Origin of the sequence: Dyadobacter sp. UC 10 (assembly GCF_008369915.1) — a bacterium.
Taxonomy (GTDB): domain Bacteria; phylum Bacteroidota; class Bacteroidia; order Cytophagales; family Spirosomataceae; genus Dyadobacter.
In genome coordinates this window covers 3,731,629-3,756,923 of record NZ_VSRN01000001.1, presented here as the reverse complement: position 1 = coordinate 3,756,923, position 25,295 = coordinate 3,731,629, and the positions used below count along the sequence as shown (strand labels likewise).

At 43.5% G+C, this 25,295-nt stretch carries 26 protein-coding genes; 13 read left to right on the top strand and 13 right to left on the bottom strand.

Annotated features, from left to right (window positions below):
- Nucleotides 1–100: 100 nt before the first annotated feature.
- Nucleotides 101–631, top strand: coding sequence for a TlpA family protein disulfide reductase (locus FXO21_RS15560; RefSeq protein ID WP_149640934.1), 531 nt, complete (start codon nt 101–103; stop codon nt 629–631).
- A 66-nt stretch (nt 632–697) separates the two neighbouring features.
- On the opposite strand, the gene azu is transcribed toward FXO21_RS15560, so the two are convergent.
- Together azu and FXO21_RS15550 are read right to left on the bottom strand one after the other, a co-directional pair.
- On the bottom strand, nt 698–1,192 hold the full coding sequence (gene azu, locus FXO21_RS15555) for an azurin (protein WP_149640933.1): 495 nt from the start codon (nt 1,190–1,192) through the stop codon (nt 698–700).
- A gap of 104 nt (nt 1,193–1,296) precedes the next feature.
- The gene (locus FXO21_RS15550; RefSeq protein WP_149640932.1) at nt 1,297–1,899 is read right to left on the bottom strand and encodes a DUF6962 family protein; all 603 of its coding nucleotides are present in this window, start codon (nt 1,897–1,899) and stop codon (nt 1,297–1,299) included.
- A gap of 104 nt (nt 1,900–2,003) precedes the next feature.
- On the opposite strand from FXO21_RS15550, the gene sucD reads away from it, so the two are divergent.
- From sucD to porN, 8 genes are all read left to right on the top strand, one after another.
- Entirely contained in the window at nt 2,004–2,882 is an 879-nt protein-coding gene (gene sucD / locus FXO21_RS15545; protein ID WP_149640931.1) for a succinate--CoA ligase subunit alpha, read from the top strand.
- Nucleotides 2,883–2,940: 58 nt separating this feature from the next.
- A complete protein-coding gene (locus tag FXO21_RS15540) occupies nt 2,941–4,122 on the top strand; it encodes a DUF4271 domain-containing protein (protein WP_149640930.1) in 1,182 nt (393 codons plus the stop codon).
- 41 nt (nt 4,123–4,163) lie between these two features.
- Complete coding sequence (locus FXO21_RS15535) at nt 4,164–4,946, top strand: uroporphyrinogen-III synthase (protein WP_149640929.1); 783 nt, start codon at nt 4,164–4,166, stop codon at nt 4,944–4,946.
- A gap of 131 nt (nt 4,947–5,077) precedes the next feature.
- Nucleotides 5,078–6,055, top strand: coding sequence for a PorP/SprF family type IX secretion system membrane protein (locus FXO21_RS15530; protein ID WP_149640928.1), 978 nt, complete (start codon nt 5,078–5,080; stop codon nt 6,053–6,055).
- 345 nt (nt 6,056–6,400) lie between these two features.
- Complete coding sequence (gene porK, locus FXO21_RS15525) at nt 6,401–7,474, top strand: T9SS ring complex lipoprotein PorK/GldK (RefSeq protein ID WP_149640927.1); 1,074 nt, start codon at nt 6,401–6,403, stop codon at nt 7,472–7,474.
- Between the two features lie 120 nt (nt 7,475–7,594).
- Nucleotides 7,595–8,410, top strand: coding sequence for a type IX secretion system motor protein PorL/GldL (gene porL, locus FXO21_RS15520; RefSeq protein ID WP_149640926.1), 816 nt, complete (start codon nt 7,595–7,597; stop codon nt 8,408–8,410).
- Nucleotides 8,411–8,509: 99 nt separating this feature from the next.
- Nucleotides 8,510–10,102 carry a type IX secretion system motor protein PorM/GldM gene (gene porM, locus FXO21_RS15515; RefSeq protein WP_149640925.1) on the top strand — a complete coding sequence of 531 codons (1,593 nt, stop codon included), beginning with the start codon at nt 8,510–8,512 and terminating at the stop codon, nt 10,100–10,102.
- A 54-nt stretch (nt 10,103–10,156) separates the two neighbouring features.
- Nucleotides 10,157–11,206, top strand: a complete 1,050-nt coding sequence (porN, locus tag FXO21_RS15510; RefSeq protein ID WP_149643510.1) for a type IX secretion system ring subunit PorN/GldN — start codon at nt 10,157–10,159, stop codon at nt 11,204–11,206.
- Nucleotides 11,207–11,443: 237 nt separating this feature from the next.
- Here porN and FXO21_RS15505 read toward each other — a convergent pair whose 3' ends face one another.
- Nucleotides 11,444–12,037, bottom strand: a complete 594-nt coding sequence (locus tag FXO21_RS15505) for a hypothetical protein (protein ID WP_149640924.1) — start codon at nt 12,035–12,037, stop codon at nt 11,444–11,446.
- 136 nt (nt 12,038–12,173) lie between these two features.
- On the opposite strand from FXO21_RS15505, the gene miaA reads away from it, so the two are divergent.
- Nucleotides 12,174–13,091 (top strand): tRNA (adenosine(37)-N6)-dimethylallyltransferase MiaA, encoded by a 918-nt coding sequence (gene miaA / locus FXO21_RS15500; protein ID WP_149640923.1) that lies wholly within the window; start codon nt 12,174–12,176, stop codon nt 13,089–13,091.
- A 43-nt stretch (nt 13,092–13,134) separates the two neighbouring features.
- Here miaA and FXO21_RS15495 read toward each other — a convergent pair whose 3' ends face one another.
- The 4 genes from FXO21_RS15495 to FXO21_RS15480 all read right to left on the bottom strand — a co-directional run bounded on the left by FXO21_RS15495 (nt 13,135) and on the right by FXO21_RS15480 (nt 16,744).
- Nucleotides 13,135–13,434 carry a rhodanese-like domain-containing protein gene (locus FXO21_RS15495; RefSeq protein ID WP_149640922.1) on the bottom strand — a complete coding sequence of 100 codons (300 nt, stop codon included), beginning with the start codon at nt 13,432–13,434 and terminating at the stop codon, nt 13,135–13,137.
- 20 nt (nt 13,435–13,454) lie between these two features.
- Nucleotides 13,455–15,308, bottom strand: a complete 1,854-nt coding sequence (locus FXO21_RS15490) for a T9SS type A sorting domain-containing protein (protein ID WP_149640921.1) — start codon at nt 15,306–15,308, stop codon at nt 13,455–13,457.
- Nucleotides 15,283–16,080 carry a PASTA domain-containing protein gene (locus FXO21_RS15485; protein WP_149640920.1) on the bottom strand — a complete coding sequence of 266 codons (798 nt, stop codon included), beginning with the start codon at nt 16,078–16,080 and terminating at the stop codon, nt 15,283–15,285. The genes FXO21_RS15490 and FXO21_RS15485 overlap by 26 nt, the downstream gene beginning before the upstream one ends.
- A 70-nt stretch (nt 16,081–16,150) precedes the next feature.
- Nucleotides 16,151–16,744: a riboflavin synthase gene (locus tag FXO21_RS15480; RefSeq protein ID WP_149640919.1), complete on the bottom strand. Its 594-nt coding sequence runs from the start codon at nt 16,742–16,744 to the stop codon at nt 16,151–16,153.
- A gap of 181 nt (nt 16,745–16,925) precedes the next feature.
- On the opposite strand from FXO21_RS15480, the gene hisB reads away from it, so the two are divergent.
- From hisB to FXO21_RS15460, 3 genes are all read left to right on the top strand, one after another.
- Nucleotides 16,926–18,050, top strand: a complete 1,125-nt coding sequence (hisB, locus tag FXO21_RS15475) for a bifunctional histidinol-phosphatase/imidazoleglycerol-phosphate dehydratase HisB (protein WP_149640918.1) — start codon at nt 16,926–16,928, stop codon at nt 18,048–18,050.
- A gap of 745 nt (nt 18,051–18,795) precedes the next feature.
- Nucleotides 18,796–19,443 carry a carbonate dehydratase gene (gene can, locus FXO21_RS15465; protein ID WP_149640916.1) on the top strand — a complete coding sequence of 216 codons (648 nt, stop codon included), beginning with the start codon at nt 18,796–18,798 and terminating at the stop codon, nt 19,441–19,443.
- Between the two features lie 45 nt (nt 19,444–19,488).
- Complete coding sequence (locus tag FXO21_RS15460) at nt 19,489–21,066, top strand: SulP family inorganic anion transporter (protein WP_149640915.1); 1,578 nt, start codon at nt 19,489–19,491, stop codon at nt 21,064–21,066.
- Between the two features lie 66 nt (nt 21,067–21,132).
- On the opposite strand, the gene FXO21_RS15455 is transcribed toward FXO21_RS15460, so the two are convergent.
- The 6 genes from FXO21_RS15455 to bcp form a co-directional block, all read right to left on the bottom strand.
- On the bottom strand, nt 21,133–21,594 hold the full coding sequence (locus tag FXO21_RS15455) for a hypothetical protein (protein ID WP_225865704.1): 462 nt from the start codon (nt 21,592–21,594) through the stop codon (nt 21,133–21,135).
- Between the two features lie 19 nt (nt 21,595–21,613).
- On the bottom strand, nt 21,614–22,054 hold the full coding sequence (locus FXO21_RS15450) for a hypothetical protein (protein WP_149640914.1): 441 nt from the start codon (nt 22,052–22,054) through the stop codon (nt 21,614–21,616).
- A 55-nt stretch (nt 22,055–22,109) separates the two neighbouring features.
- Entirely contained in the window at nt 22,110–22,652 is a 543-nt protein-coding gene (locus FXO21_RS15445; protein ID WP_149640913.1) for an RNA polymerase sigma factor, read from the bottom strand.
- Nucleotides 22,653–22,856: 204 nt separating this feature from the next.
- A complete protein-coding gene (locus FXO21_RS15440) occupies nt 22,857–23,810 on the bottom strand; it encodes a transketolase family protein (protein ID WP_149640912.1) in 954 nt (317 codons plus the stop codon).
- A gap of 59 nt (nt 23,811–23,869) precedes the next feature.
- Nucleotides 23,870–24,727 (bottom strand): transketolase, encoded by an 858-nt coding sequence (locus FXO21_RS15435; protein WP_192579228.1) that lies wholly within the window; start codon nt 24,725–24,727, stop codon nt 23,870–23,872.
- Nucleotides 24,728–24,833: 106 nt separating this feature from the next.
- A complete protein-coding gene (gene bcp, locus FXO21_RS15430; RefSeq protein ID WP_149640910.1) occupies nt 24,834–25,292 on the bottom strand; it encodes a thioredoxin-dependent thiol peroxidase in 459 nt (152 codons plus the stop codon).
- Nucleotides 25,293–25,295 lie beyond the last annotated feature (3 nt).

Below are 25,295 nucleotides of genomic sequence, written 5' to 3'. Positions count from 1 at the left end.
GTTGTTTTCTAAGACCAGTATCTTATAATATCCCTACATTTATGTTCATCATGAATATATTATTTCTCATATCACCTAACCACTTAGAATAACCGGAAGCATGAAAAAAATACTTATTGCCGGGTTAATTGTTGTAGCCGCATTAGCAGTCTATTTTGCTTTTTTTAAACCTGCTGGCTCTCCCGAGGTAGCCAGTGAGGCCGGGTCTTCGCCGCAGGAAGAAACGTCGGTTTATTTATCCGCCTTGAATGATCTGAAAGGCAACCAGGTTTCGATGGCTCAGGACAAACTGATATTTGTGAACGTATGGGCAACCTGGTGCGGCCCGTGCAATATGGAAATGCCTGGTATTCAAAAGCTTTATGATAAATACAAAGCGCACGAAAAAGTAGCTTTCTATATTATTTCGGACGAAGACGCTGAGACTGTCAACCCATTCATTGAGCGCAAAGGATACGACCTTCCATTTTTCCAATATGCGGGACCGTACCCTCCGGCGCTTGATGGAAATGCAATTCCACGGACATACATCATATATGACGGAAAGATTCTTGCGCAGGAAATCGGTGCTTCCAAATGGGACCGTCCTGAAATAATAGAGTTGATCGAAAAGCAGCTTGCACAGATTTGATAAGAACCTTATTAATGCAAAAAGGCGCTGGATCAGCGCCTTTTTGCATTATATCAATTAGGTTACTTACTCTACAACGAAGCTTCCTTTCATTAGTGCATAATGCCCTGGAAAGCTGCAAATGTAAGTGTAGGTTCCTTTTGCCGGAGCAGTGAATTCGATCGTGTCGCTTTCGCCACCGCCTACCAACTTGGTATGTGCAATGATGCTGGCTTTTTCAGATGCAGGAATGTATTCTGTTTCTCTTGCTGCTGCTGCTTTCGAACCGAAAGTCGCAACATCAACGCCTGACTTCAATAAAACCCAGTTATGACCCATAGCTGCTTTCGCAAGTTTACCAGAGTGCGTCAGGGTCAATTTCACTTTCTGGCCAGCTTTCACTTTAATTTCTTTCAGGTCAAACTGCATTGCGTCACTACCTTTTATGACGATTGTTTTAACTTGTTTAACATCGTTTACCTCTGTGCCGGCAGGAATCTTAGCTTCAACAGGGCTCGTAGTAACTGCTCCGAAAGCCAAAACTGCGGCAAGAAGCATTACGCCATACTTGGTCGTTTTCATGTTCTAAGTATTAGTGTACTTGTTTAATTAAATTTAACCTGTGCAATTTACAACACGGGTTTATAAAAAAACAATCCATTAACAATTGTTTGGAAAACAATACCTCAGAAGAGTATTTTGTACTGATCGCGCACCGCCCTGCCCACACATATTACCGATAGCACCATCATATAATGGTTGATATCCACCGGATCCATCGGGATCGGCAACTTGCCGGATTTGGTTGATAAGGCCAGGAGCATCATTGAAAAAACTACCCACAATGCGCTTTTCTGCCGGCTGGCGAGTCCGACACAAGATATTAGAAGTGCCACCAAAATGCATAGTGACTTGATAATCAGCCCGACATATTCAACCCGAAACCATGTGATGCAATAGAACAGCAATATCCCCAAAGCTATTGTAGAAGCCAGGAGGAACTTTCCGCCCTCATAACGCATGATCAGGCACCAGGAGCCCGAGACCAGGCACAGCGCCCCGAGAGTCATTTCTGCCGCGGTGACTATTTCATGCATATTTTCCAAGCTTTCTACCCCTGCAAACACCAGTAAGTCGGTTAGTGCGACTAGGGAAATGCTGAAAAGAAATATTCCCCAGAACCACCGTGCGACGGGCGGCTGGCTTTTGAAATACCTAAAAAAAATGAACAGACTGGTGACGGTTAAAACGAGGTTGGAAAATATATGAGGACTGCTAAGTATATCCATAAACACGCGTCATATAATCAAAAAAAGCAATTTACAAATTCTGGTTACATTTTGCTACTTCGTGCTTTTCGTTCTACTTTTACCAAAAAAACTGATTTACCAACATGAGCGTTTTAGTTAATAAAAATTCTAAGATTATAGTTCAGGGATTTACCGGTTCGGAAGGGTCTTTTCACGCCCAGCAGATGATAGAATATGGTACCAATGTCGTAGGTGGTGTTACCCCTGGTAAAGGCGGACTCTCTCATTTGGAGAGACCTGTATTTAACACTGTCGATCAGGCTGTTCGGTCTACGGGAGCAGACGTGGCTATCATTTTCGTTCCACCGGCATTCGCCGCTGACGCAATCATGGAATCCGCGGATGCTGGTATCGGCGTAATTGTTTGTATCACAGAAGGTATCCCTACCAAGGATATGATGCAGGCGAAAGAATATATCAAAAACAAAAACTGCCGCCTGATCGGTCCTAACTGTCCGGGCGTTATTACTGCGGAAGAATGTAAAGTTGGTATTATGCCAGGATTTATATTCAAAAAGGGAACTGTCGGGCTTGTTTCGAAGTCAGGTACTTTGACCTATGAAGCAGTAGATCAGCTGACCCGCGCAGGTTTAGGACAAACAACCGCGATCGGAATTGGTGGCGATCCGATTATCGGAACTACTACCAAAGAAGCGGTTGAGCTTTTGATGAATGATCCTGAAACTGAGGCGATCGTCATGATCGGTGAAATCGGTGGAAGCATGGAAGCTGATGCGGCCAATTACATTAAATCGACTGGTAATAAAAAACCTGTCGTTGGTTTCATCGCTGGTCAAACCGCACCGAAAGGCCGCAGAATGGGCCACGCTGGTGCTATCATTGGCGGTGCCGATGACACTGCAGAGGCCAAAATCAGAATTATGAAAGAATCAGGGATATTTGTAGCTGAATCACCTGCACTGATCGGCGAAACGATGTTGCTGGCCCTTGGAAGAAAATAATACTTACTTACGCATAAATTCATTAAGAGGGCTGAGGAAACTCCGCCCTTTTATTCTTATGAAGTCCATATCCGCAACATTCTTTTGGGCTTTCTTTACAGTACTTCTGCTCCTTGGCAGCTCTGCCACGAGCGCACCAAAAACCAATCCCCCCGATCGCTTTTTCCCCGTTTACAGTTACGAAAACGACTGGCTGGTTTACAATAGTCAGTATAAAAACTACGTCCCTTTTTCTCCCGGTGTTAATGAAGGAGCAAGATCCGCCAGCCTTTATATCGATTTAGTCAAAAACAGAAGATATTTCCTGTTACTTAGTTCTGACACAGAAAGCTATCTCTTCGTAGAAGGTGCGCTACAAAACCGAATTGAGGGGAACACCTGGCAGGAACTGAGTATTGACAGCCTTTTCAAAATCTATCGAAAGGATGAGTTGCTGGTAACGATTTACGGTAGCCCGGGTATTGCTGATAAAATTGCCCTATTGTGCAACAAAAAAAAACCAAATGACGCAATTGGGCTCAATACATCGCGCCCCAATTTTATCAACATCAAACCGATATCGTTTTCTCCGTTTGGTAACTTTGCAGTGATTGCATTAGTGCTGATCCTGATCCTGAATGCATGGATTTTCAACCTGAACCCGTTGTCATTTTTCCGCTTGATTAATCCAATCGAGTTTTTTAACAGCGACCCCCGCGACCAGGTTTCGAAAATTAATAAACCTTATAGTAATACAATTATTTTCTTCGCTCTGATCACCTCAATGTGGATGAGTTTCATACTCGTGTTTTTGTCTGTCAACAAACTTAATCTATTTTCCGTAGGCAGTATATTATCCGAGAAATCAAATACTTTGCTTATTATAGGTGACTTTCTGATCCTTTCGACCATCTTCTTTGTACTTACTTATGTGAAGTACATATTCATGTTACTGGCCGGAAATATGCTGAACCTTGACAAGCAGGTAGATGTCATATTCATCAAAATAGTACAATCCTCCTATATGTTCTACGGAGCTCTGTTCCTGATTGTATTTACGGTGAGCTTCAACCGCGCCAGCTGGATTGCTGATATGCGAACCTATATTCTTCTACCCTTTTTATTCTTCTATTTCGCCCGTTTTATTGCGCTATACGTGGTTACTAAGCCTCCTGGTGCTTTGATTAATCTCTATTTATTTTCTTACCTTTGCGTCATTGAAATAATCCCGCTCATCGTTAGTATGAAATTTGCCCTATAACTAACTGAGATGAGTCTGGACTAAACTAATGAGGATTTTACATGAGTGAGACAATCAATTTTGATCAGGAGAGGCTAAAAAAGGTGACCAGCCTGCTAGTAAGCCAATCCCGACCCGCCGACGAAAATTCACCCTATTATGAATTAGCCCGAAAGTATAATATCAAAGTTGATTTCAGGCCATTTATTCAGATTGACGGAGTCTCCTACAAAGACTTTCGCAAGCAAAAAATCAACATTCTGGATCATACTGCGGTAATATTTACGAGCAGAAATGCCATTGACCATTTCTTCAGGATTTGCAATGAGGGAAGAATCGAAGTGCCGGCGACAATGAAATACTTTTGTATCTCAGAACAAACCGCCAACTACCTGCAAAAATATATAGTGATCCGTAAAAGGAAGATCTTCACCGGAACGAAAACAGCCGCAGAGCTGATCGAACTGATGCGAAAGCATAAAAAAGAGAAGTTTTTGTATCCGTGTTCCGATGTAAGGAAAAACGATATCCCGGAATTCGCTGATACCGAAGAATTTCACTTTACAGAAGCTACTATGTATCAGACCATCCCTTCCGACCTTTCCGATCTGGAAGACGTGTATTATGATATCATCGCTTTTTTCAGCCCTTCCGGAATTAAATCTTTGTTCGAGAACTTCCCTGACTTCAAGCAAAATGATACCAGGATAGCAGCTTTCGGACCAACCACCGCGAAGGCCGTTGAAGATGCGGGACTGGTTCTGGATATCCAGGCGCCTCTCCCGAATGCGCCTTCGATGACCGGAGCGCTGGATTTATATATACGGCAAGCCAACCAGATATGACAGTTTTTTTATCAAAAAAGCCCTGGAAAATTTCCAGGGCTTTTTTGAGTTTATATCAATTTTTTTAAGCAATATGCGTTATGAATTAAAACTGAAAACCTTCGGCAAGTTCCTTAAACAAACCCAGCAGTATGACTTTGAAATTTACTATAAGGAGTAATAAGAATGTCCGATTACTTGCTATCATATTTTTAATACCCTTCATCGCTGTGGGCCAGAAAGATGCTCAGTTTAGCCTGTTCTCATTAAACCAGCTTTATCTTAATCCGGCAGCAGCAGGTGCTGATGGACTTACCAAATTTCAGCTTACGCACAGAACCCAATATGCAGGCTATCAGGGGACGAATCTCGACGATACCGGTGGCGCACTTTCCACGCAATTGTTTTCCTTCAGCATGCCCTTTAAAAATTTCGGGATTGGATTTTATGCGCTTAATGATAAAAGTGGCCCAAGAACCGATCAGGACTTTAAAGTGTCCGCAGCATATCATATTCCACTCGCCGGTGGCAAATTTCAGGTTGGGGCAAGTGCGGGCTTGTTTCGCCAGGCTGTCGACTTTGGGAAATTACGTGCCCGTGATCCGGACGATCCTTTGATTCAAACCGGCGTCATATCTGAAATCAACCCGGATTTCGCTGTCGGTGTGCGTTATGAAAGTGATGCTTTCTACGCAGGAGTTTCTCTCAATCATTTCCTGAAACCCAAGTATCAGTTAGGCTCCGACACAGGCACTAATCCATTGCCCCAAACTATCTACTTTAATGCCGGGGTCAACCTGGAATTGGGTTATTTGCTGGATATTCAACCAATTGTGCTTGTGAAGTCAGATATCAGTACACTTTCGGTTGAAGGTGGTGCAACTGTAACATATAATAAGCGCTATTGGGTTGGCGGTACTTACCGGCAGCAGGATACATACTTTATTTTAATGGGCGGGATTTACCTGTTGCAGGATCAATCCCTGCGTCTTTCAGGAGCCTATGATATGGTAATTGGCGGCAACCGGGCGAAAGCTGCTTCTTCATTTGAGGTCATGCTTTCCTACGCACTGCCATCTCCCAAATTTGGCAAAAAAACAATTATACGTACGCCAAGATTCCGGTTTTGATCCTCGTGACTGTTAATTTGGAGTATTCCAGTTCAAACTATTAAAATATCAATAGAAAACACATTTTACTTGGTTTTTTCCCAGCCGGTAGTTAATGTGAAACGATCAGTTTGTGAAACTTTAATTTATATTTGTAAAATCATCGGGCTTTATACCAATTCTCTTTTTTCAAACGTTAAGTCGATGGTTAATTGATTTCAGCAGCTTCAAGGCATTCATTACTACATTTTTGTCTCGCTGAATGACTCTGTTTCGGATTAGTTTTTTTGTTTTTTTCAATTATACTATATGGCATTGGCCGGCGTTTTTAGGCTACAGTTTATACTCAAATTTTACAAAACCACTATGAATGTGAAAGTGTTCTATCGGAATGGAGTCAAAAGCCTGCTTTTGGTAGCCGCTCTTATGCTCATGCAGAGTTGCGGATTTATTAAAAGTAAGTTTGGCAAGGGAGGAAAAGAAGAAAGCGGTATTTCAAATGGAGAGATTACAGCAACTGCCAGAAAAGGCTTTAAACAAACTACTCCGGCGGGCATGGTGGTGATACCATCCGGTTCTTTTGTAATGGGTCAGGCTGATGAAGATATTGCATCTTCGATGAACAATATGAACAGAAGGGTGACGATCAGTTCCTTCTATATGGATGACACAGAGATTACTAATAACGAATATCGTCAGTTTGTAAATGCACTTTTGGTTGATTCCGTATCGGTGTTAGGAGAGGAAGAAATCATGTCCAAGTACTATCCTGATACAACGGTATGGAAAAAAGATTTCGCATACTCAAACGGTGACCCATTCGTAGAGTATTACTACCAGCACCCAGGTTTCGACACATATCCCGTTGTAGGTGTAAGTTGGCTGGCTGCTCAATATTTCTCGAAATGGCGTACCAATCTTTTGCATGACTTTCAAAACCAGGAAGGGCAGTTTAACTCTACCGGTTTCCGCCTTCCTTCTGAAGCAGAATGGGAATGGGCAGCCCGCGGCGGTCGTGCAGTTGCTAAATATCCCTGGGGTAATCCTTATACAATGAATGCGAAGGGTTGCTTCCTCGCGAACTTCAAACCACAGCGCGGAAACTACGATGCTGACGGTTATCCTTATACCGGTCCTGCCAATGCTTACAATCCCAATGATTTCGGCCTTTACAATATGGCTGGAAACGTGGCAGAATGGACTTCTGATGCTTATACGGATAATGCTACTGCAATCGTTTGGGATATGAACCCTGAATATGATAACCCCGATGAACCTCGCAAGGTTGTTAAAGGTGGATCATGGAAAGATATTGCTTACTATCTTCAAACCGGCACCAGGACTTTCGAATATGAGACTGAGCGCCGCGCTTTTATCGGCTTCCGCTGTGTGATGGATAATGTAAACGACCGGGGAGGAGCTCGTGCCCGCCGTCGCTAAAATGATATTTCTAATAAAAAGAAGCAGCGTTTCAGTACTCTGCTTCTTTTTTACGATCTCTTCAAATCAAATAACACTTTATTAATATCAAATTTTTCACTGTAACTGATTTCAATTCGTATGGCTAAGAATAGCGGACCTAATTTTTTTTGGGATAAACTAGTACCAACAATATATAGTGCGGGTGCTGCCGTTGTAATTTTGGGAGCGTTGGCAAAGATTCAACACTGGGATTTTGGTGGACCATTACTGACCGCCGGTCTTGGCACAGAAGTACTTATATTTTTACTTTATGCGCTTCAGACACTAACACAATCCAGCGACAAAGATCCGGACTGGACACGTGTTTACCCTGAGCTTGCAGATGACTACAACGGACCAGCAATCACCCGCGGTTCTACACAAAGCAGCAATATCACTGCCAAGCTGGATAACATGCTTGACAATGCAAAGCTTTCTCCCGAGGTTTTTGATAGTCTTGGCAAAGGTTTCCGAAACTTATCAGACACTGTTGGTAAAATAACTGACCTTACCGATGCTACCGTGGCTACCAATGATTACGCAAGAAATGTCAAAACTGCTTCGACGGCAATCAGTGACATGAACAAATCTTATGGAGTTGCGATCAATGCCATGTCTTCTATGGCAGATGCTACAAAAGATGCTCAGTCCTACCGTGACCAGTTTCAGCAGATTACCAAGAATATGGGTGCATTAAATGCTGTTTATGAACTTGAATTGCAGGATACAACCAAGCATTTGAAGGCAATGAACGCATTTTACGGTAATCTGACTGCCGCTATGGAAAATATGGCAGATGCTACCAAGGAATCTCAGGTATTTAAAAATGAAATGTCTAAACTGACAACGAATATTTCGTCATTAAACGGCATATATGGTAACATGCTGACAGCAATGCGTGGCGGAAATGCCTGATTTATCCCCTAACAAGCGAATAGTAAATCCTCTGAGTGAATTATTAATTGTTTGTTATCATCAAATTATTCAATCACTGATAACTGATTACTGAACAATATGGCAGGTGGAAAAGAAACACCCCGTCAAAAGATGATTGGCATGATGTACCTGGTACTGACCGCGATGCTCGCATTGCAGGTAAGTTCAGCCATCATAGAAAAATTCATTCTTCTGAACAATTCTTTGGAACTATCCTCCGGAGCAGCTAATAAAATAAACCAGGAAACTGTACTCAAAATAAAAGCAGCTGTTGATAAGGCGGGAAACCGAGCTGCTGATGTTGCTGTAATTAAACAAGCCGAAGAAGTTCGCAAATTTACCGCAGACATTACTAATGAAATTAATACGCTTAAACAGGAAATTATTGGCAAAGCAGGCGGCGGATTAAATGAGGAAGGTGGAATTAAAAATCCCCAAGAAGAAGCAAAAGTCGCCGAGCTGATGATCGCAACCGGGAAAAGGGGAAAGGCATATGGTTTGCAACAAACCTTAAATGCCTACACCGAGCAGTTAAATAAGTTGTCTCCCAACAAGTTTCAGCGTTTAGCTCTGGATGGCAGAGAAGATCCTGTGGTTAAAGGCAACAAAGAGCAAAGAAATAAGGACTTCGCAGAATTGAATTTCGAATCGACTCCTGTTGCAGCAGCTCTGGCTGTTTTAAGTCAGAAACAAACAGATATTCGTCGGATGGAAGGCGAAGTATTGAATTACCTCGCTAGTAAAGTTGGTGCAGCTGACGTCAAGTTCGACCGCGTCCTGGCAATGGTCAGTGCTGATGCAAAAACTGTCGTAGCCGGTACCAAATTCAAAGGCCAGATGTTCATTGCTGCTTCGGCTAGTGGAATTACGCCAAGAATGAGCTTGAACGGTTCACCGGTAAAAGTTGAGAATGGCGTCGGTCTGATAGAGTTTACAGCTCAGGGTGGCGGATATAATGCAGAAGGTATCGTTAAAAGGGAATTGCAGGCGAGGATTACAATTCCAACTCCGTCCGGAAAAGATACGACATACACAATGAATCAGGAATACTTCGTTGTAAAGCCTACTTATCAGATCGAGACAGGAACTCTCCCGCCTCTTTACCTGGGTTGCGCGAACAAGCTGAGTATTCAAAGTCCTGCCCTGGGCGCACTTTGGGCTCCTAGTTTTACTACTGATGGCGGTGAAATTATCCAGAGCGGACAAAAAGGGAAATTCACAATTGTACCTAACCGGGCGCAGTTAAACATTACTGTCAGCAACGGCGGCAATGTCCTGGGCTCTGAACCTTTCAGGGTGAACAAAGTTCCTAAACCATCTTTGGAAGTGCGAGTTAATGGTGCGCCATTTGACGAAAGAAGAGGTGCTCCTGCCAGCGGCACGAGAAGCATCCAGGTTGTTGCGGTTCCAGACGAAAGCTTTAAGAACTTTTCACCCGAAGATGCTAAATTCCGCGTTGCCGAGGTGGAAGTATCACTGGCCCGCGGTACCCGTCGGATCAATGGTGTAACATTGAGAGGCGGTGGTGGATCGATATCTTCACTTGCACAGCAGGCACAACCGGGCGATCGCTATGTGATTACGGTTTTGAAGGTTGAACGCCAGAACTTTAAAGGTGCTGTGAACGAAGTTGAAATGGGTAACCAATTCAGACAGGTTACGCTATACTAATAAATACTTTTAGTCGTTGTTTGGACAATACAACTTTTGCATGATATGAGAAGAATGAATGGAAAAACGATTGCATGGTCTTTACTAACCCTGTCGCTTGGAACTGGTGTTGCAGTTGCACAGGAAAAAGAAGATTCGACTGCTAATTCTTTCTCGTCCCGACCTATCGCAGATGGCGATGTGATGATGAAGAGAACGCTATGGAGAAGGGTAGATCTAAAAGAAAAGCAGAACATTTCCATGTTCTCTAAAAATAATGAGATAACCCGGTATCTGTTAGAGGCCGCTAAGGCCGGCTTGATTGATGCTTATACGAATGACTCCTGCGCGACTAAAATCACTGGGGATGAACTTCATAAACGCGTTCTGATCCCTAACCAAACGGCTGGCCTGTCTGAGGAAGAAATTGCAGCTGGCTTTGGCGAACCTGCAAAAACCGATGATGGCTGGGGCGGAAAACCTAAGGCGGATGCCGCCAAGCAAACTCAGGCTGCGGACGACGGCTGGGGCAATAACGCAAAGAAAGACCCTAAAAAAGAAGAAGTTGTAGAAGACGATGGCTGGGGTCCTCCGAAGAAAAAAACAACTAAAAAAGGTATTTCAGACGCTCAGGTTGCAAAAGAAGAAACTCCTGTGGTTGAACAACCGAAAGTTGATTCTACCTTCGACCAGGTAGCCAGTTCGGAAGAAGAATACTTCCCTGATCAATTGAGTATTTTGGAAATAAAGGAAGATTGGACTTTTGATAAAAAGAGGTCCCGCCTTTACAATGATATTCAGACATTGACAATTATTCTTCCGTCGGAGCAGACAGCGACAGGCCTGGAAATTCCGGTTGCGTCTTTCAGATACAAGGACGTAGAAAGATTGTTCAGAAGTGATCCTAAAAAATACATCTGGTACAATACGCACAACACTGCACAGAATAAGAATCTGGCAGACGCATTTGACCTTCGTCTTTTTTACGGAAGGATTACCAAGTTCTCCAATGCCAATGATGAAGCTTTTCTTGACATTTACAATGGTGAAAAAGAAGCTTTAATCAAATCACTTAATTACGAGCAGGAGCTCATGGAGTTGGAACACGGTCTTTGGGAGTATTAAGATATTAGTGTGAATACATATTAAAGAAAGTCCCCGTCAGTTATGCTGGCGGGGACTTTCTCTTGCTGTAACATAATGAACTTGTGCCGACATAAGTTCGGTTTTATTAACTCCGAACCAGGTCTCGAGCTTTACAGCCTATTTGTAAAAAGCAACTTTACTAAGCATCAACAAATAGAGGTCGAAACCCCGCGGTCCCGGCCTCTACTGTTTGAAAGCTTAGAGGTGTTTCAACCCCTATTTCTTTTTGATGACTTTTACATCTGCTTCGCTCAACCCCAGCGCCTTCACTGCTTCGTTGTAATCTTTCCAGTTTATGTCCGAATTCACCTTTTCGAGATTTAGTGCTGGCATTACCAACACCCTAATTTCCTCAAACTTACGTTTCTTAACCTTCGCATTTGAAGTCCGGAAAATCGGAAAGAACAGGCCGTTCCCATCAACTACATAATAGTAACTGTAGCTGATAGCCTCATCCTCAAATAAAACGTGGCCAGGGATAGGAAAGTAAGCCCCGTCGTCCTTGATATATACCTGAAACGCGCCTTTCTCTACGGATGCAATTTCGTCATCGGTAAACTCAGCAAAAAAAGCAGTATCCCCTACTACCAGGTGGCCAGCCGTATCGGTCTCTATCTCGCCCATAAATGCGATTATGGAGCCCGCACCGCCGCCGCCTGTTCCATCTTCACCTGCCGGACCTGCCGGACCCGCAGGGCCAGCTACACCCTGGGGACCTACTTCTCCCTGAGGCCCTTCGGGACCTTCGCAGCTGCTCGTAAATAACACTACCGATCCTATCCAGGCGAATAGTAATAATTTTTTTAACATAATTTGTCAACGTTTAGATTGTGAACTAAAAAGAAAGAAATGGTGATAATACATACGCAAGGAGTTTCCAATATGATGCCTGAAAGGCAGTTTATCGCATAAATTATGGAAAAAAAACCATTATTCCTTTTTTGAAATGCCAAATAGCAAAAAGAAAAAACTCATAATAATTGCCGGTCCGACAGCAGTTGGTAAAACCGCCATTTCCATCAAATTGGCAAAAGATCTAAACTCAGAAATAATATCGGCAGACTCCAGGCAGTTTTTTAGGGAGCTCAATATAGGAACTGCAAAACCCTCGTCTCAGGAGTTGAATGAAGTTCACCATCACTATATTAATTCGCATTCAATTATAGAAAATTACAGCGCCGGGGACTTCGAAAGAGACGTTATCGCCCTGCTGGAAACTGTATTTGAGACTGCAGATCACATTGTTATGACCGGAGGCTCCGGATTTTACATTAAAGCCGTTTTGGAAGGACTTGATGACTTGCCTGTTCCGCTGCCAGGCCTGCGAGAATCTTTGACTGAAAGACTTCATACCGAAGGGCTGCATGTTTTACAGCAAGAACTTGAAACAATTGATCCGGCTTTTCACAATTCAAGTGAAATACTAAACCCTCAACGCGTTTTACGCGCTCTGGAAGTATATAAAACTACCGGAACGCCTATTAGCCAATTTCGTTTGAGAAACAAAAAAGAAAGAAATTTCGAACCGGTTTGCATAGCAGTGAACCGTGAACGAGCAGAACTATATCAGCGGATTGACACCAGGATTGACAGTATGTTAGCCGACGGTCTGGTTGATGAGGTTCGCGGCCTTTCGGGTTTCCGTACCCACCAGGCTTTACAAACAGTAGGTTACAAAGAAGTTTTTGATTTCCTGGATGGCACTTATGACGAACAGGAAATGATCAGGATATTGAAACAAAATTCAAGAAGATATGCCAAGCGCCAACTGACCTGGTTTCGGCATCAGGGGAACTTTGAATGGTTTGATGTGGAAGACTATGAGAAAATACTGGGCCACATCAGAGCGAGACTACTCGTTTAAAATCAGTTGTGGCCCATTTCTCCTTGAAAATGGGCCACGAAACCTAATCTTCCAATTCCCGATATGCCAGTATGCCTCCCAGAACATTTCTCACATTGCTAAAACCCTGCGATTCGAGGAACTTTGCAGCTTTACCGCTTCTTGCTCCCGAACGGCAGTGGATAATGATTTCCTCTCCTTTCAACGGTTCCAGTTCGTCCAGGTGATCCGGCAGCTCACCCAGCGGGATCAGGGTTGCACCCAGATTATCCTCTTCATATTCGTGTTCTTCGCGAACATCATAAAAATGAAGGTCTTCCCCTTCATCCAATCTTCTTTTCAATTCTTCGACTGTAATATCCATTATCTGATTATTTCGATAGACTATTTAAAGATTAACAATTTTTGTGCAAATGATCGTTTCCCGTCTGAGGCTCTTAGGAGATAAAGTCCATCCGGAAGTTGGGAGATGTCTTGTGACGTTCTGCCTGGAATTGTTGAAAAGGTTTTAGTAAGTACACCCTCTTTTGAAAAAATCTCAATCTGTTTTAGATTCTCATTTTTCCAATGCAGCTTCCCACGATTAGGATTAGGGAAAAAGACATTTTCATTAATCACCTCTTCATTTCCTGTAATGACACCCTGCGCCTTTTCGCCTAGATAAGGTCGGATCATGATACTTCCATTTAATCCTTTCTCCTGAATCCACTCAGTTCCCAAATTATAAAAGATGTGACTCTTTCCCAGCCTCGAATTTCTATCGAATCCAACGGTCACAGGTTGCTCGTTGATCTGTGTCCATCCAACGTAAAAAGTATCTGATACAGCAACCGGGCTCGCCAGTTTATAGTCAACAAATCCATCACGTTTGGCGGGATAGGAGACCGGGACTGACCGCTGCGCAATTATCTGGTCAGGTTTGCCATTCTTATTGCTGTAAAACTGAACAGTAAAGCTCTGACCGGCAATATCTTTATTAAAAGGAACTAACGCCAGCCTGACGCCACCGATCGTATCAGGCTTTGTAAGGACATATCTTGTCGCCACGCGCCCAAGCTTCTGATTTACCTGCACCCCATATTCTGCACTTCCATCATCAAAGGCGAAGTAATCTTTCAGGGTAACCCTTGAAACAATTGTATCGTTGTTCTTTAAACTGAGATTTGGAATTGAATCGGTTGTAGTTAAAAAAAACCGGCTTACCAGATTAATGCTGTCTGCCGTTGAAGCAATTGCAGGCGCGGTCAATTTTACCCCAAGCGGCTTTGACTTCAAAGATTCCACATAAATAGAACGCTGCACATTTCGCTGATATTCCTTCCCGCTCCGCTCGTCCGTTAATGTGAAAGTACTGGTGAGAATATTGAAGTTGTTGAAATGGTTGACTATATCGGTGTTAACCGAATCAGAAATCATTGACGCAGGCCTGACGAGATACTGCCGCAGGGGCATGGCGCTGTAAGTTTTAAGAAAAGGAGAGATTGGTTTTCTGGTTGCTACGTCAAATATAAAGGGTTGTCGTACAGACCTTTTTGTATCGAGATAGACATAATCCAAATGCCAGGTATCATAAGGGCCTGAGCCTCGTCCATACGACCTGAATCTGAACTGAAATGCTCCGTGAAAATAGAGCGGGTCGGAAATTTTGATGAATTTTTGAGTAAACAAGGTATCCGCCTCAAAGCCGTTCTGGTTCCAGACATTCGTCCATTCATTGTTCCGGTTCAAGAATTCTACACTCAAAAAATCACTGGAATCAGGTAGCTCGCCGAGTCCCTTTGCCATCCAATAAAAGCTCAGATAAACCGAGTCACTTACACTTTTACCCGAAAGGTTAATGGGTTGAGAAGTTAGCGTGTCGGTATAGCCCTGCCCGAGTGGATTTACAAGGTTATAAGGTACTCCGTTTACGCTAAGCCCGTCGAACGTGGCGATATTTCTGGATGGTTGTGTAGTTGAAAGGGTGTTATTAACATAAACCCCACTCCCCGGAAGCCAGTAACGCGAATCGGGTGCAGCGGTTTTTGTAGTAGAAAAGTCGTCGAAAAAAGGAAGTGAAACTACTCCGGTTCTTAATACGTTTTCTGTTGAAATTTCCTGTTCATAATATCCTTCTTCCAGCGGCACAAGCCTGAGCTGTGCAAAAGTGACCTTGCATTGCAAAAGCAGCAATACCCCGATACACAGAAACTGAATGCTGATATTGAATATGTTACGGTTCGGGTTGGCTACTTCCATTCTCAGTTGGTTCCAAAGACTGCGGTGTTACCCAAAGGTCAATTACATCTCCTATTCTTACATTACTTCCCGCATCCGGGTTTTGCCGGACAATTGATCCCGGTGCCTGTCCCTCCTCTGCCGGCAGCTCCATTTGCTGGCCAACTTTCAGCCCCGACCCTATTATAGCAATCTTGGCTTCGTCGAGCGGCATTCCAATTACCGAGGGTGCCTCAAATTGAGCGGTACCAAGCCCCTCGCCCAATTCCAGGTCAATTTTCGAACCCTTGGTGATCGGCTGACCGGGCAATATCTCTTTTCCATTGTATAACTGTCGAAGCACCGCATTCTGGGCCATATCCGGAACATATGAAATGTTTCCTTCCTCTAACCCAACACTTTTCAACAGCATCTGCGCGCTCCGGTGAGTCATGTCTGTGAGCTTAGGCATTTTGATAAGCGGCGCGGTGTTGGATACAACGGTGACGTAAATTTTCCGTCCTTCTTTCACCTTCGCACCCGGTGGTGGATACTGGGCAATAATAGTCAGCGGTTGAATATTGGCGACGAATGTGCAGTCGACTTCGTAGCGGAGGTCTCTGGTCTCCAAAAATTCTTCGAGGTCCGCCACACTTTTCTTTTTCAGATCCGGCACAGTAATAGCCTCGCCATGGTTTGTTGTGAAAGGCAGATAAACAAAAAAGAATCCTAAAAAGATTACCAGAAGAAGCGAAACGATAATTCCAATATGTATGAAGAGGTCCTTCCTGGACTGCGTACTTATTTTGGCCATGAATATATTGAATGCACGAAACTGGTATATACGGGTAAAAATAAACGTAATAATCTAAGAAGCCAATATGTTAAAGTGCATTAACGCCCAGAATTCTTTTAATATACTTACCTAAAATATCAAATTCCAGATTGACTGAATCGCCTGCCCGCAGGAAATGGAAATTTGTAAAGGAGTAAGTATAAGGTATTATAGCGACTCTAAACGAGCTTTGCTCAGAGTTGAAAACCGTCAGACTCACTCCATTGATGCATATTGACCCCTTTTCCACCGTGATATTCCCATTCGTAGCATCGTATTCAAAATCAAAAAGCCAGCTCCCGTCCCGCTCCTCCACATTTGTACAAATTCCGGTCTGATCAATATGACCCTGCACGATATGCCCGTCAAAACGCCCGTTGGCCGGCATACAACGTTCAAGATTAACCTTACTGCCAGAGGCCAAAGCCCCAAGATTTGTTTTCAAGAGTGTTTCTTCAATTGCAGTTACCTGGTACGACTCTCCGTCAACCGCAATCACTGTCAGGCAAACGCCATTATGGTTTATACTCTGGTCTATTTTAAAGTCCTTCGCCAGCGAAGATACAAGAGTGAAAGTTTTGTTTGTGCCCTGCTCCTCTACCTTCATTACCTCACCTACTGCCTCAACGATTCCTGTAAACATCTTAAATTGTACGTTTTGAAAACTCAAAGTTAAGACATCTTGCGCACTGTTACTTTCAGGTAATACATGATTCTTGGCTACAATCATCACAATAACTTTTCAATTTCGCATAGTTTGCGAACTTTGCACACAGCATTTTCAGCAGACAGGATGCGTCTGCTATCTTCCTAAAAATTTATAAATGAAAAAAGTACTGTTTATCGACCGTGACGGAACAATTATCGTAGAACCGCCTACTGACTTTCAGGTCGACTCTCTGGAAAAGCTTGAATTTTTGCCGAAGGCTATCTCAAACCTGCGCAAAATAGCAGAAGAGACTGATTATGAACTCGTAATGATCACAAACCAGGATGGATTAGGAACCGATTCATTTCCTGAGCCCACTTTTTGGCCGGCACATAATAAAATGCTGCTGACGCTTGAAGGCGAAAACATTCACTTTGCCGAAATTTTAATCGACCGGAGCTTCCCGGAAGAAAACCTTCCAACCCGAAAGCCCGGGATTGGTATGCTGACTTCTTACTTCTCTGCCGAATATGACCTGGCCAACAGCTATGTGATCGGCGACCGTCTGACAGATATCCAGCTCGCATTAAACCTTGGAGCAAAAGCTATTCTTGTTGCCGATACGCTGCCGGAAACCAATGTATCCGATCAAATGAAGCAATGCACGACATTGATTTCCAGGGATTGGGATAACATTTACGAACACCTGAAACTGCCTTCCAGAAGAGCGTCCGTAGAGAGAAATACGAAGGAAACTCAAATTAAAATCGATCTGAATCTCGACGGAAGCGGCAGGTCTGAAATCCATACCGGCCTGGGCTTCTTCGACCATATGCTCGATCAGCTGGCCAGGCATTCCGGCGCAGACCTGACGATCCGTGTAGATGGGGATTTGCATATTGACGAGCACCATACGATAGAAGACACTGCACTTGCGCTGGGAGAAGCCTATCGCCAGGCGATTGGAGATAAGAGGGGTATCAATCGCTACGGATTTCTTTTGCCGATGGATGAAGCCCTCGCCCAGGTTGCAATCGATTTTTCCGGCCGCCCCTGGATCGTTTGGGACGCTGATTTCAAGCGCGAAAAGATTGGCGAAATGCCTACTGAAATGTTCTTTCATTTCTTTAAATCATTTTCAGACACTTCGCTTTCAAACCTGAATATCAAAGTAGAAGGACAAAATGAACATCATAAGATCGAATCGATTTTCAAAGCCTTCGCTAAAGCCATTAAAATGGCGGTTAAAAGAGATTTGAAAGCACTTGATTTTATGCCCTCAACGAAAGGAATACTATAATTTTTTATTTAATTAATCTTCCACTTTGCTTTTTTTAGTTACTTTTGTTCTATTCAAAAGAACCGCTAAACGGATATTTTATGCAAATGACAATCATAATGATCGTTTTCTATATAGTTCTTTTAAGCGCGGCCTTCCTTGTCGGGCGTTGGCTTGAGAACCATGAAAAGGGTTGGAAAACAAATAAGTAAAAGGGTTGTTTAGTTACACCCTTTTTTTTATTTCCGGTGATTGTTGAACTACTTAAAATGCCTGGCTGCGCACATAATTTAAGCGCGAACAGAACGTTTTAGCCCCGTCAGCTGTTCTTTAATCGTTTCTCTAAATACCGTTGTACCTTGTTCAGAAAGCTCTGCCTCATATTGCTCACGACCTTCCTAATCTGTAAAGCCACAGATGTAGTTAGCTACTTGCTGGTCAAGGCAAAGGCATCTATGGTTTGTGATACTGGTACTTGCGACAATGAGAAAACTGAGTTGGAAAAGGTAAATGATGATCAGTTCTTTGCGGATCACATTGTCCATTTCGACAAATTTTGTCTCTCCATTCCACTCAAAGCCTCCTTTCTTTTCTCAATCAGTTTTCGGAACGAGATTTTCTATAATCTCATTTCGCCTCCTCCAGAGCTGATCTGATTTTTTCGATTTTTATTATTCTGTTATCCTGTATGATGATGGCAATTGATGCCACCATCCTAGTCAGTATATATTCCTATTGCTTTATTAAAATCAATAATTGAGAAATCATGATCAAATCATATCAGCAGCTTTTTGAGAACAACAAAAAATGGGTTAACGATATTACCCAGGAAAATCCAGACTTCTTTAATAACCTGGCGAAAGGACAAAGCCCAAAATTTCTCTGGATAGGCTGTTCGGATAGCCGTGTTCCGGCAAATGCACTAACCGGCACCCAACCGGGAGATATTTTTGTGCACCGGAATATAGCCAATATGGTGATTCACACCGATATGAGCATGCTCAGTGTCCTCGATTACTCAGTTAATGTACTGGGGATAAAACATCTTATTGTGTGTGGACATTATGGCTGTGGAGGTGTAATAACTGCGATGGGCAACAAACAAGTAGGTCTGATTGATAACTGGCTCCGTCATATCAAGGATGTTTACAGAGTGCATCAGGAGGAATTGAATGCTATATCTGATCTGCAATTGCGCAGCAACAGACTTGTAGAACTGAATGTGATTGAGCAGGTACGCGATCTTGCAAAAACGAGCATCGTGCAGAACGCGTGGGCCAACGGCAAGGAACTTCAGGTCCATGGGCTGGTATATGATATCAAAACTGGTATTCTACAGGATCTGGATGTGACAACGGACAACACCAACGATTTTGAGGATGTATACCGTCTGGAGAGCCCCCAGAGCGTTTGAGCAATCTGTTAAATAATCAACTAATTATCTTTTCGAATCAATCGTATGTCATTGAATAAGAATAATTTGTTCTCCAATCTCAAATACGATTTTCCCTCAGGGCTCGTCGTTTACCTGGTGGCCTTGCCCCTTTGTTTGGGGATAGCCCTGGCATCTACCGGCCGGCCCGACCTGCTTTTCTCAGGAATTATTGCCGGTATGGTCGGTGGTATAGTTGTTGGCTCGCTCAGCAGGTCATCCCTGGGAGTTGCCGGTCCCGCAGCGGGTCTGGTTGTGATCGTATTGAACGCACTTGACACCCTCGGCAGTTTTGAAGCCTTCTTGCTTGCAGTCGTGCTGGCAGGGGTGATACAAGTTGTCGCGGGATTGCTCAAAGCCGGTATTATAGGCTATTATTTCCCTTCGTCTGTTATCAAAGGAATGCTGGCAGCAATAGGTATTACTTTGATCTTAAAAGAAATACCGCATGCTTTCGGATATGATGCCGACTTTATGGGAGATGAAGCCTTTAGTCAAAAAGACGGACAAAATACGTTTACCGAATTATGGAATGCAGTCAGATATAGTAGCACTGGCGCCATTATTATCTCTGTCATATCTGTCGGTCTTTTGATTTTGTTTGATAGACCTTTCATGAAGAAAATACAGCTGTTCCGATTTGTACCAGGTGCATTATTTGTTGTAGCGATCGGAGTTTTGCTTAACCTGGCCTATGCAGCATTTGCGCCGGAGCTGGTTTTAACAGGAGAACACATGGTTCAGCTGCCTGTTGCCGCCACTCCCAGTGAATTTTTCAGTTTCTTCAAAACGCCCGACTTCTCTGCATTTCAGAGGGTAGAAGTGTATACGATAGCATTAACACTCGCCATTGTTGCCAGCTTGGAAACACTGTTGTCGGTAGAGGCTACTGATAAGCTTGATCCATTCAAGCGTAGTACTCCTACTAACAGAGAGCTTATCGCACAGGGAATCGGCAATATGACTTCCGGTTTGATCGGAGGTTTGCCCGTCACCCAGGTAATTGTCCGTAGTTCGGCAAATATTGACTCAGGTGGACGTACCAGAATGAGTACGATCATTCACGGATCTATATTGCTGCTTTCAGCGGTATTTATTCCGGCATTTTTAAATTACATTCCGCTGGCTTCCTTAGCGGCGATACTTCTGCTGGTCGGATACAAGCTGTCAAAGTTCGCACTTTACAAGAGTATGTACAGCCTGGGTAAGGAACAGTTCGTTCCTTTCATAGTGACCATCATTGCCATCCTCAGCACTGATTTGTTGAAGGGAATTGCAGTTGGTATGGTGGTGGCGATCTACTTTATCCTTAGAAAGAACTATCAGCATTCGTACCACTATATCAAGGAACAACATCGTGAAGGTGAGGTCATTACGCTTCAATTATCAGAAGAAGTGACATTCTTAAACAAAGGAAGTATCAACGCAACGCTTGAAAATCTTCCTGATGGAGCGACGGTTGTTATTGATGGTAGCAAATCGATTAATATTGATTATGATGTTCTTGAAATCATACAGGATTTCAAGAAGCATTCTGCTCCATTACGTAACATTACGGTGGAAACAAAAGGTATTAATGACGTTGAAGTGGTAGGCGGGCATTAAAAAAATCCCCCGGCTGAAATTCAGCCGGGGGAAATTAATCTGCAAATAAGTCGATAATCCAGGTTATTAATTCTTCTGTTTGAGTCGCTGAAGAAGCATATCGTTAAACGTCTTTTCAGCTTTGTATAACTCGATGACCTGAGCTGCGGAAATCACTTTTAAAAACCTGTTCTGGTATTCCTTTTCAAGATCAAGTTCCTTCTGCCTCAAATCCTGCACTTCCTTGAGATTGTTGAGCACCTGCTCATCCGTCTTCCCTTCCGCTTTTTTATCATTGACAATTTTCCTCTGAGCCCGGTGAATCTCACGCCTCTTTTGAGAAAATTCATTGTAAACTGGCCAGAATCCGGCCGACTGTTCAGGAGTCAGACTTAACCTGTTCGTAATAATGGCTACTTTGGCGTCCTGAATTCTCTTAATTTCTTCCTCGGATCGCCGCTGCGCATTAGCCGTAGAAAAAGCAGCTAAAACAAGCGCCATGGCAACCAAGAGATTTCGATATTGGTGGGTTATGACTTTATGCTTCATTTCTTTTATTCTGTTAGGATCAAATAATCTCATTCCCGGAAGTCGTTTCCTGGATTTGCTGACGTAAAATATCATCATCCAGTCCATCCAGGTAGTACAATACCGTAGAATCGGTGTCAAAAGCTTTTTGAACTACTTTATGTTCACTTAAATCGTAGTAACTGATATCCTCATCTTCCAGATAGTTGATGATGGTTGCATTACTGATCCCGCTCAAAGGTTCCTTGCCGAGAGATCCCTGTCTTTCGGGGACCGTCACCCACACCAGCATCAGCACAAGCGCCATCGCTGCCACCATCGCCGAGGCCCGTTGCCACGACCAGCTGACCACCGGCTTACGCACAGGTTCGGCCGGTATTCTCGATTGAATGATCTGAGGGAGATTATCGAAATAATCTTCGGGCACAGAAAACGGGACTTCCTTGCGAAGGTCATCCAGCCGTATACGTCCCTTGTCCATAATTCTTAAGATTTTTTACTTATTCAAAAGTTTGACTGTTCGCACTTGAAATGGTTTAATCGGTATCATTTAAAAAGTCTTCAATTTTTTTTGTTGCCCAGTGATAAGAGGCCTTAAGTGCGCCGACGGAAGTCCCGGTTATTTCTGAGATTTCCTCATAAGGCAGTTCTTCAAAATATTTAAGGTTAAATACCAGCCTTTGCTTTTCCGGCAGTTTTAATATCGCTTTTTGTAATTTTAGTTGAATGGCATCTCCGCTAACCTCGGGATCTGCTTCCAGCTTTTCACTGAGCTCATTCTCGACATCGTAAATCGGAATAAAATATTTTCTCCGCTTTTTATTCAGAAAATTGATAGCCTCATTACTCGCAATGCGATAAAGCCAGGTATAAAATTTCGAGTCTCCCCTGAAATTTTCAAGCGCAGTCCATGCTTTTATAAAAACATCCTGCGTAACATCATTTGCATCATCATGGTCAATCACCATCTTCCGTACCAACCAATATACCTTTTGCTGGTACTTTCGTACCAATTGGTTGAACGCGTTTCGACGCGTTTCCGGATTCGCAAAAAGGGCTAATAATTCTTCGTCAGACATTTAATCAGTACTAACCTGATGGCTAATTCCTTATTGTGGCAAGTAATGATTTATCCGCCAAACTAAAAATCAACATCAATCAATAATAACTTATTTTTTTTCTCGGTCAAACAAAAATTAAGCCCGGCAGAAGCAAAACCAAGGTTTTGTCGTCCCGCCGGGCTCATTTTCTATCAGAATAGTCGTCGTAAAACGACAGTCCGGTTATTTTCTTGCGATTGCACGTTTGGCTGCTTCCACGATATGCTTGGCAGTTAATCCGTATTTTTCAAGAAGCTGTGCCGGGGTTCCGCTTTCTCCGAAACTATCGTTAACAGCTACATATTCCTGCGGAACAAGCTTGTTTTTAACCAAAACCTGCGCAATACTGTCTCCTAGACCGCCTAAGCGGTTATGTTCTTCCGCTGAAACAGCACAGCCCGTTTTCTCAACAGATTTCAATATCGCCTCTTCATCCAGCGGCTTTATTGTATGAATGTTAATGATCTCTGCATTAATACCCTCCGCCTCTAAAATCTCACCAGCCTGGATCGCTTCCCAAACCATGTGGCCTGTCGCAAAAATGCTGACGTCAGTTCCTTCATTGACCATCCACGCCTTGCCGATCTCGAATTTCTGATCTGCATCGGTAAATACGGGAATTACCGGACGTCCGAAACGGAGATAAACCGGACCTTCATAATCTGCGATTGCGATTGTCGCCGCTTTGGTCTGGTTATAATCACAAGGATTGATTACTGTCATGCCCGGCAACATTTTCATCATGCCCAGGTCTTCCAGAATTTGGTGCGTTGCTCCGTCTTCACCAAGCGTTAATCCTGCGTGAGAAGCGCATATTTTAACGTTTTTGTTGGAGTAAGCCACACTCTGGCGGATCTGATCATAAACTCGGCCTGTCGCAAAATTGGCAAACGTAGTAGCAAAAGGAATTTTACCACCGATCGTTAAACCGGCAGAAAGACCGATCATATTCGCTTCGGAGATACCGCATTGAATGAACCGCTCCGGATTTTCTTTGATAAATGGCTCCAATTTCAGTGAACCCACAAGGTCAGCGCAGAGTGCAACCACATTCGGGTTTTGCTGACCAAGCACATGCATTCCGGCCCCAAAACCAGAACGTGTATCTTTCTTCTCAGTGAAGGTGTATTTTTTCATTTGTGAAGTTTCTTTTAAATAAATAATGACTTTAAGGGTTGTTGAAAGAGGCTTTTGAATTAATAATCGCCCAGGCTTTCTTCCAGTTGGCCCAACGCCGCGGCAAGCTGCTCGTCGTTTGGTGCTACTCCGTGCCATTTGTGGCTACCCATCATAAAGTCAACCCCAAAACCCATCCCGGTGTGAAGCAGAACCAGGATCGGCCTGCCGTGGCCGAGGCGGCTCTTCGCTTCATAAAGACCTTTTAATACAGCTGCCATATCATTACCTTCTTCAATAGAAATTACTTCCCAGCCGAAAGCTTCATATTTTTTACCCAAATCACGGTTGTTCATTACTTTCACCGTCGGGCCATCGATCTGCTGCCCGTTCAAATCTATGAAGGCGATCAGATTATCAACCTGGTGGTGAGGCGCAAATGTAACGGCTTCCCAAACCTGGCCTTCCTGCTGCTCGCCGTCGCCCATCAGCACGTATACCAATCCTTTGTCATTATTGAGCTTCTTCGCCACTGCTGCACCAAGCGCAACTGAAAGCCCTTGCCCAAGCGAACCGGATGCAATGCGGATACCTTCCAGGTGTTCATGTGTAGTTGGGTGCCCCTGCAATCTTGAATCAAGCTTACGGAAAGTAGCCAGTTCAGAAACCGGGAAATACCCGCGGCGGGCAAGCACACTATACCAAACCGGCGATATGTGTCCATTCGAGAGGAAGAAAAGGTCCTCGTCTGTACCATTCATGTCAAAAACAGGCTTTCCGCCTTCTTCCTTCAATTTGAGGCGCTCGAAATACAGTGCCACAAATAATTCAGTACAGCCAAGGGATCCTCCGGGGTGACCCGATTGGCAGCCATGTACCATGCGTACAATGTCCCTGCGAACTTGCGAAGCTACTTTTTCTAATTGTTCAATTTCCATTTTTATCTATTTTCTATTGGACTGTACTAGATCCGGCGGGCCTCTCTCCGTGAGCGACTTAGCCAGACAAATGTCTGCTTATTACGTTTGGTAAAATGACTTATTATTAATCAGTATTACCAAGAATTTGACCTGCGTGATTTTTGGATTCCACTTTTTGAATAATCTCCTCGATTACCCCTTGTTCATTAATGACGAAGGTTGTGCGTAGAACCCCCATATAATTGCGACCGAACAAGGTCTTCTCGCCCCAAACCCGATAATCCTCTACCATTTTATGCGTTGTGTCTGCAAGAAGCGGAAAAGGCAGGTCATACTTTTTTATAAACTTCAAATGCGATTTTTCATCATCGACACTCACACCCAGCACCTTATAGCCCTTTTTCAGAAGCATTTTATAATTATCCCGAAGGTTGCAGGCTTGTGTTGTGCAGGTCGGCGTGTTGTCTTTAGGATAAAAGTACAGAATCAGTTTTTTTCCTTTAAAATCTGAAAGTTTTACTTCCTTACCATTCTGGTCTTTGGCTGAAAATGCCGGTGCGGGTTGTCCCACTTCAAGTCCCATATA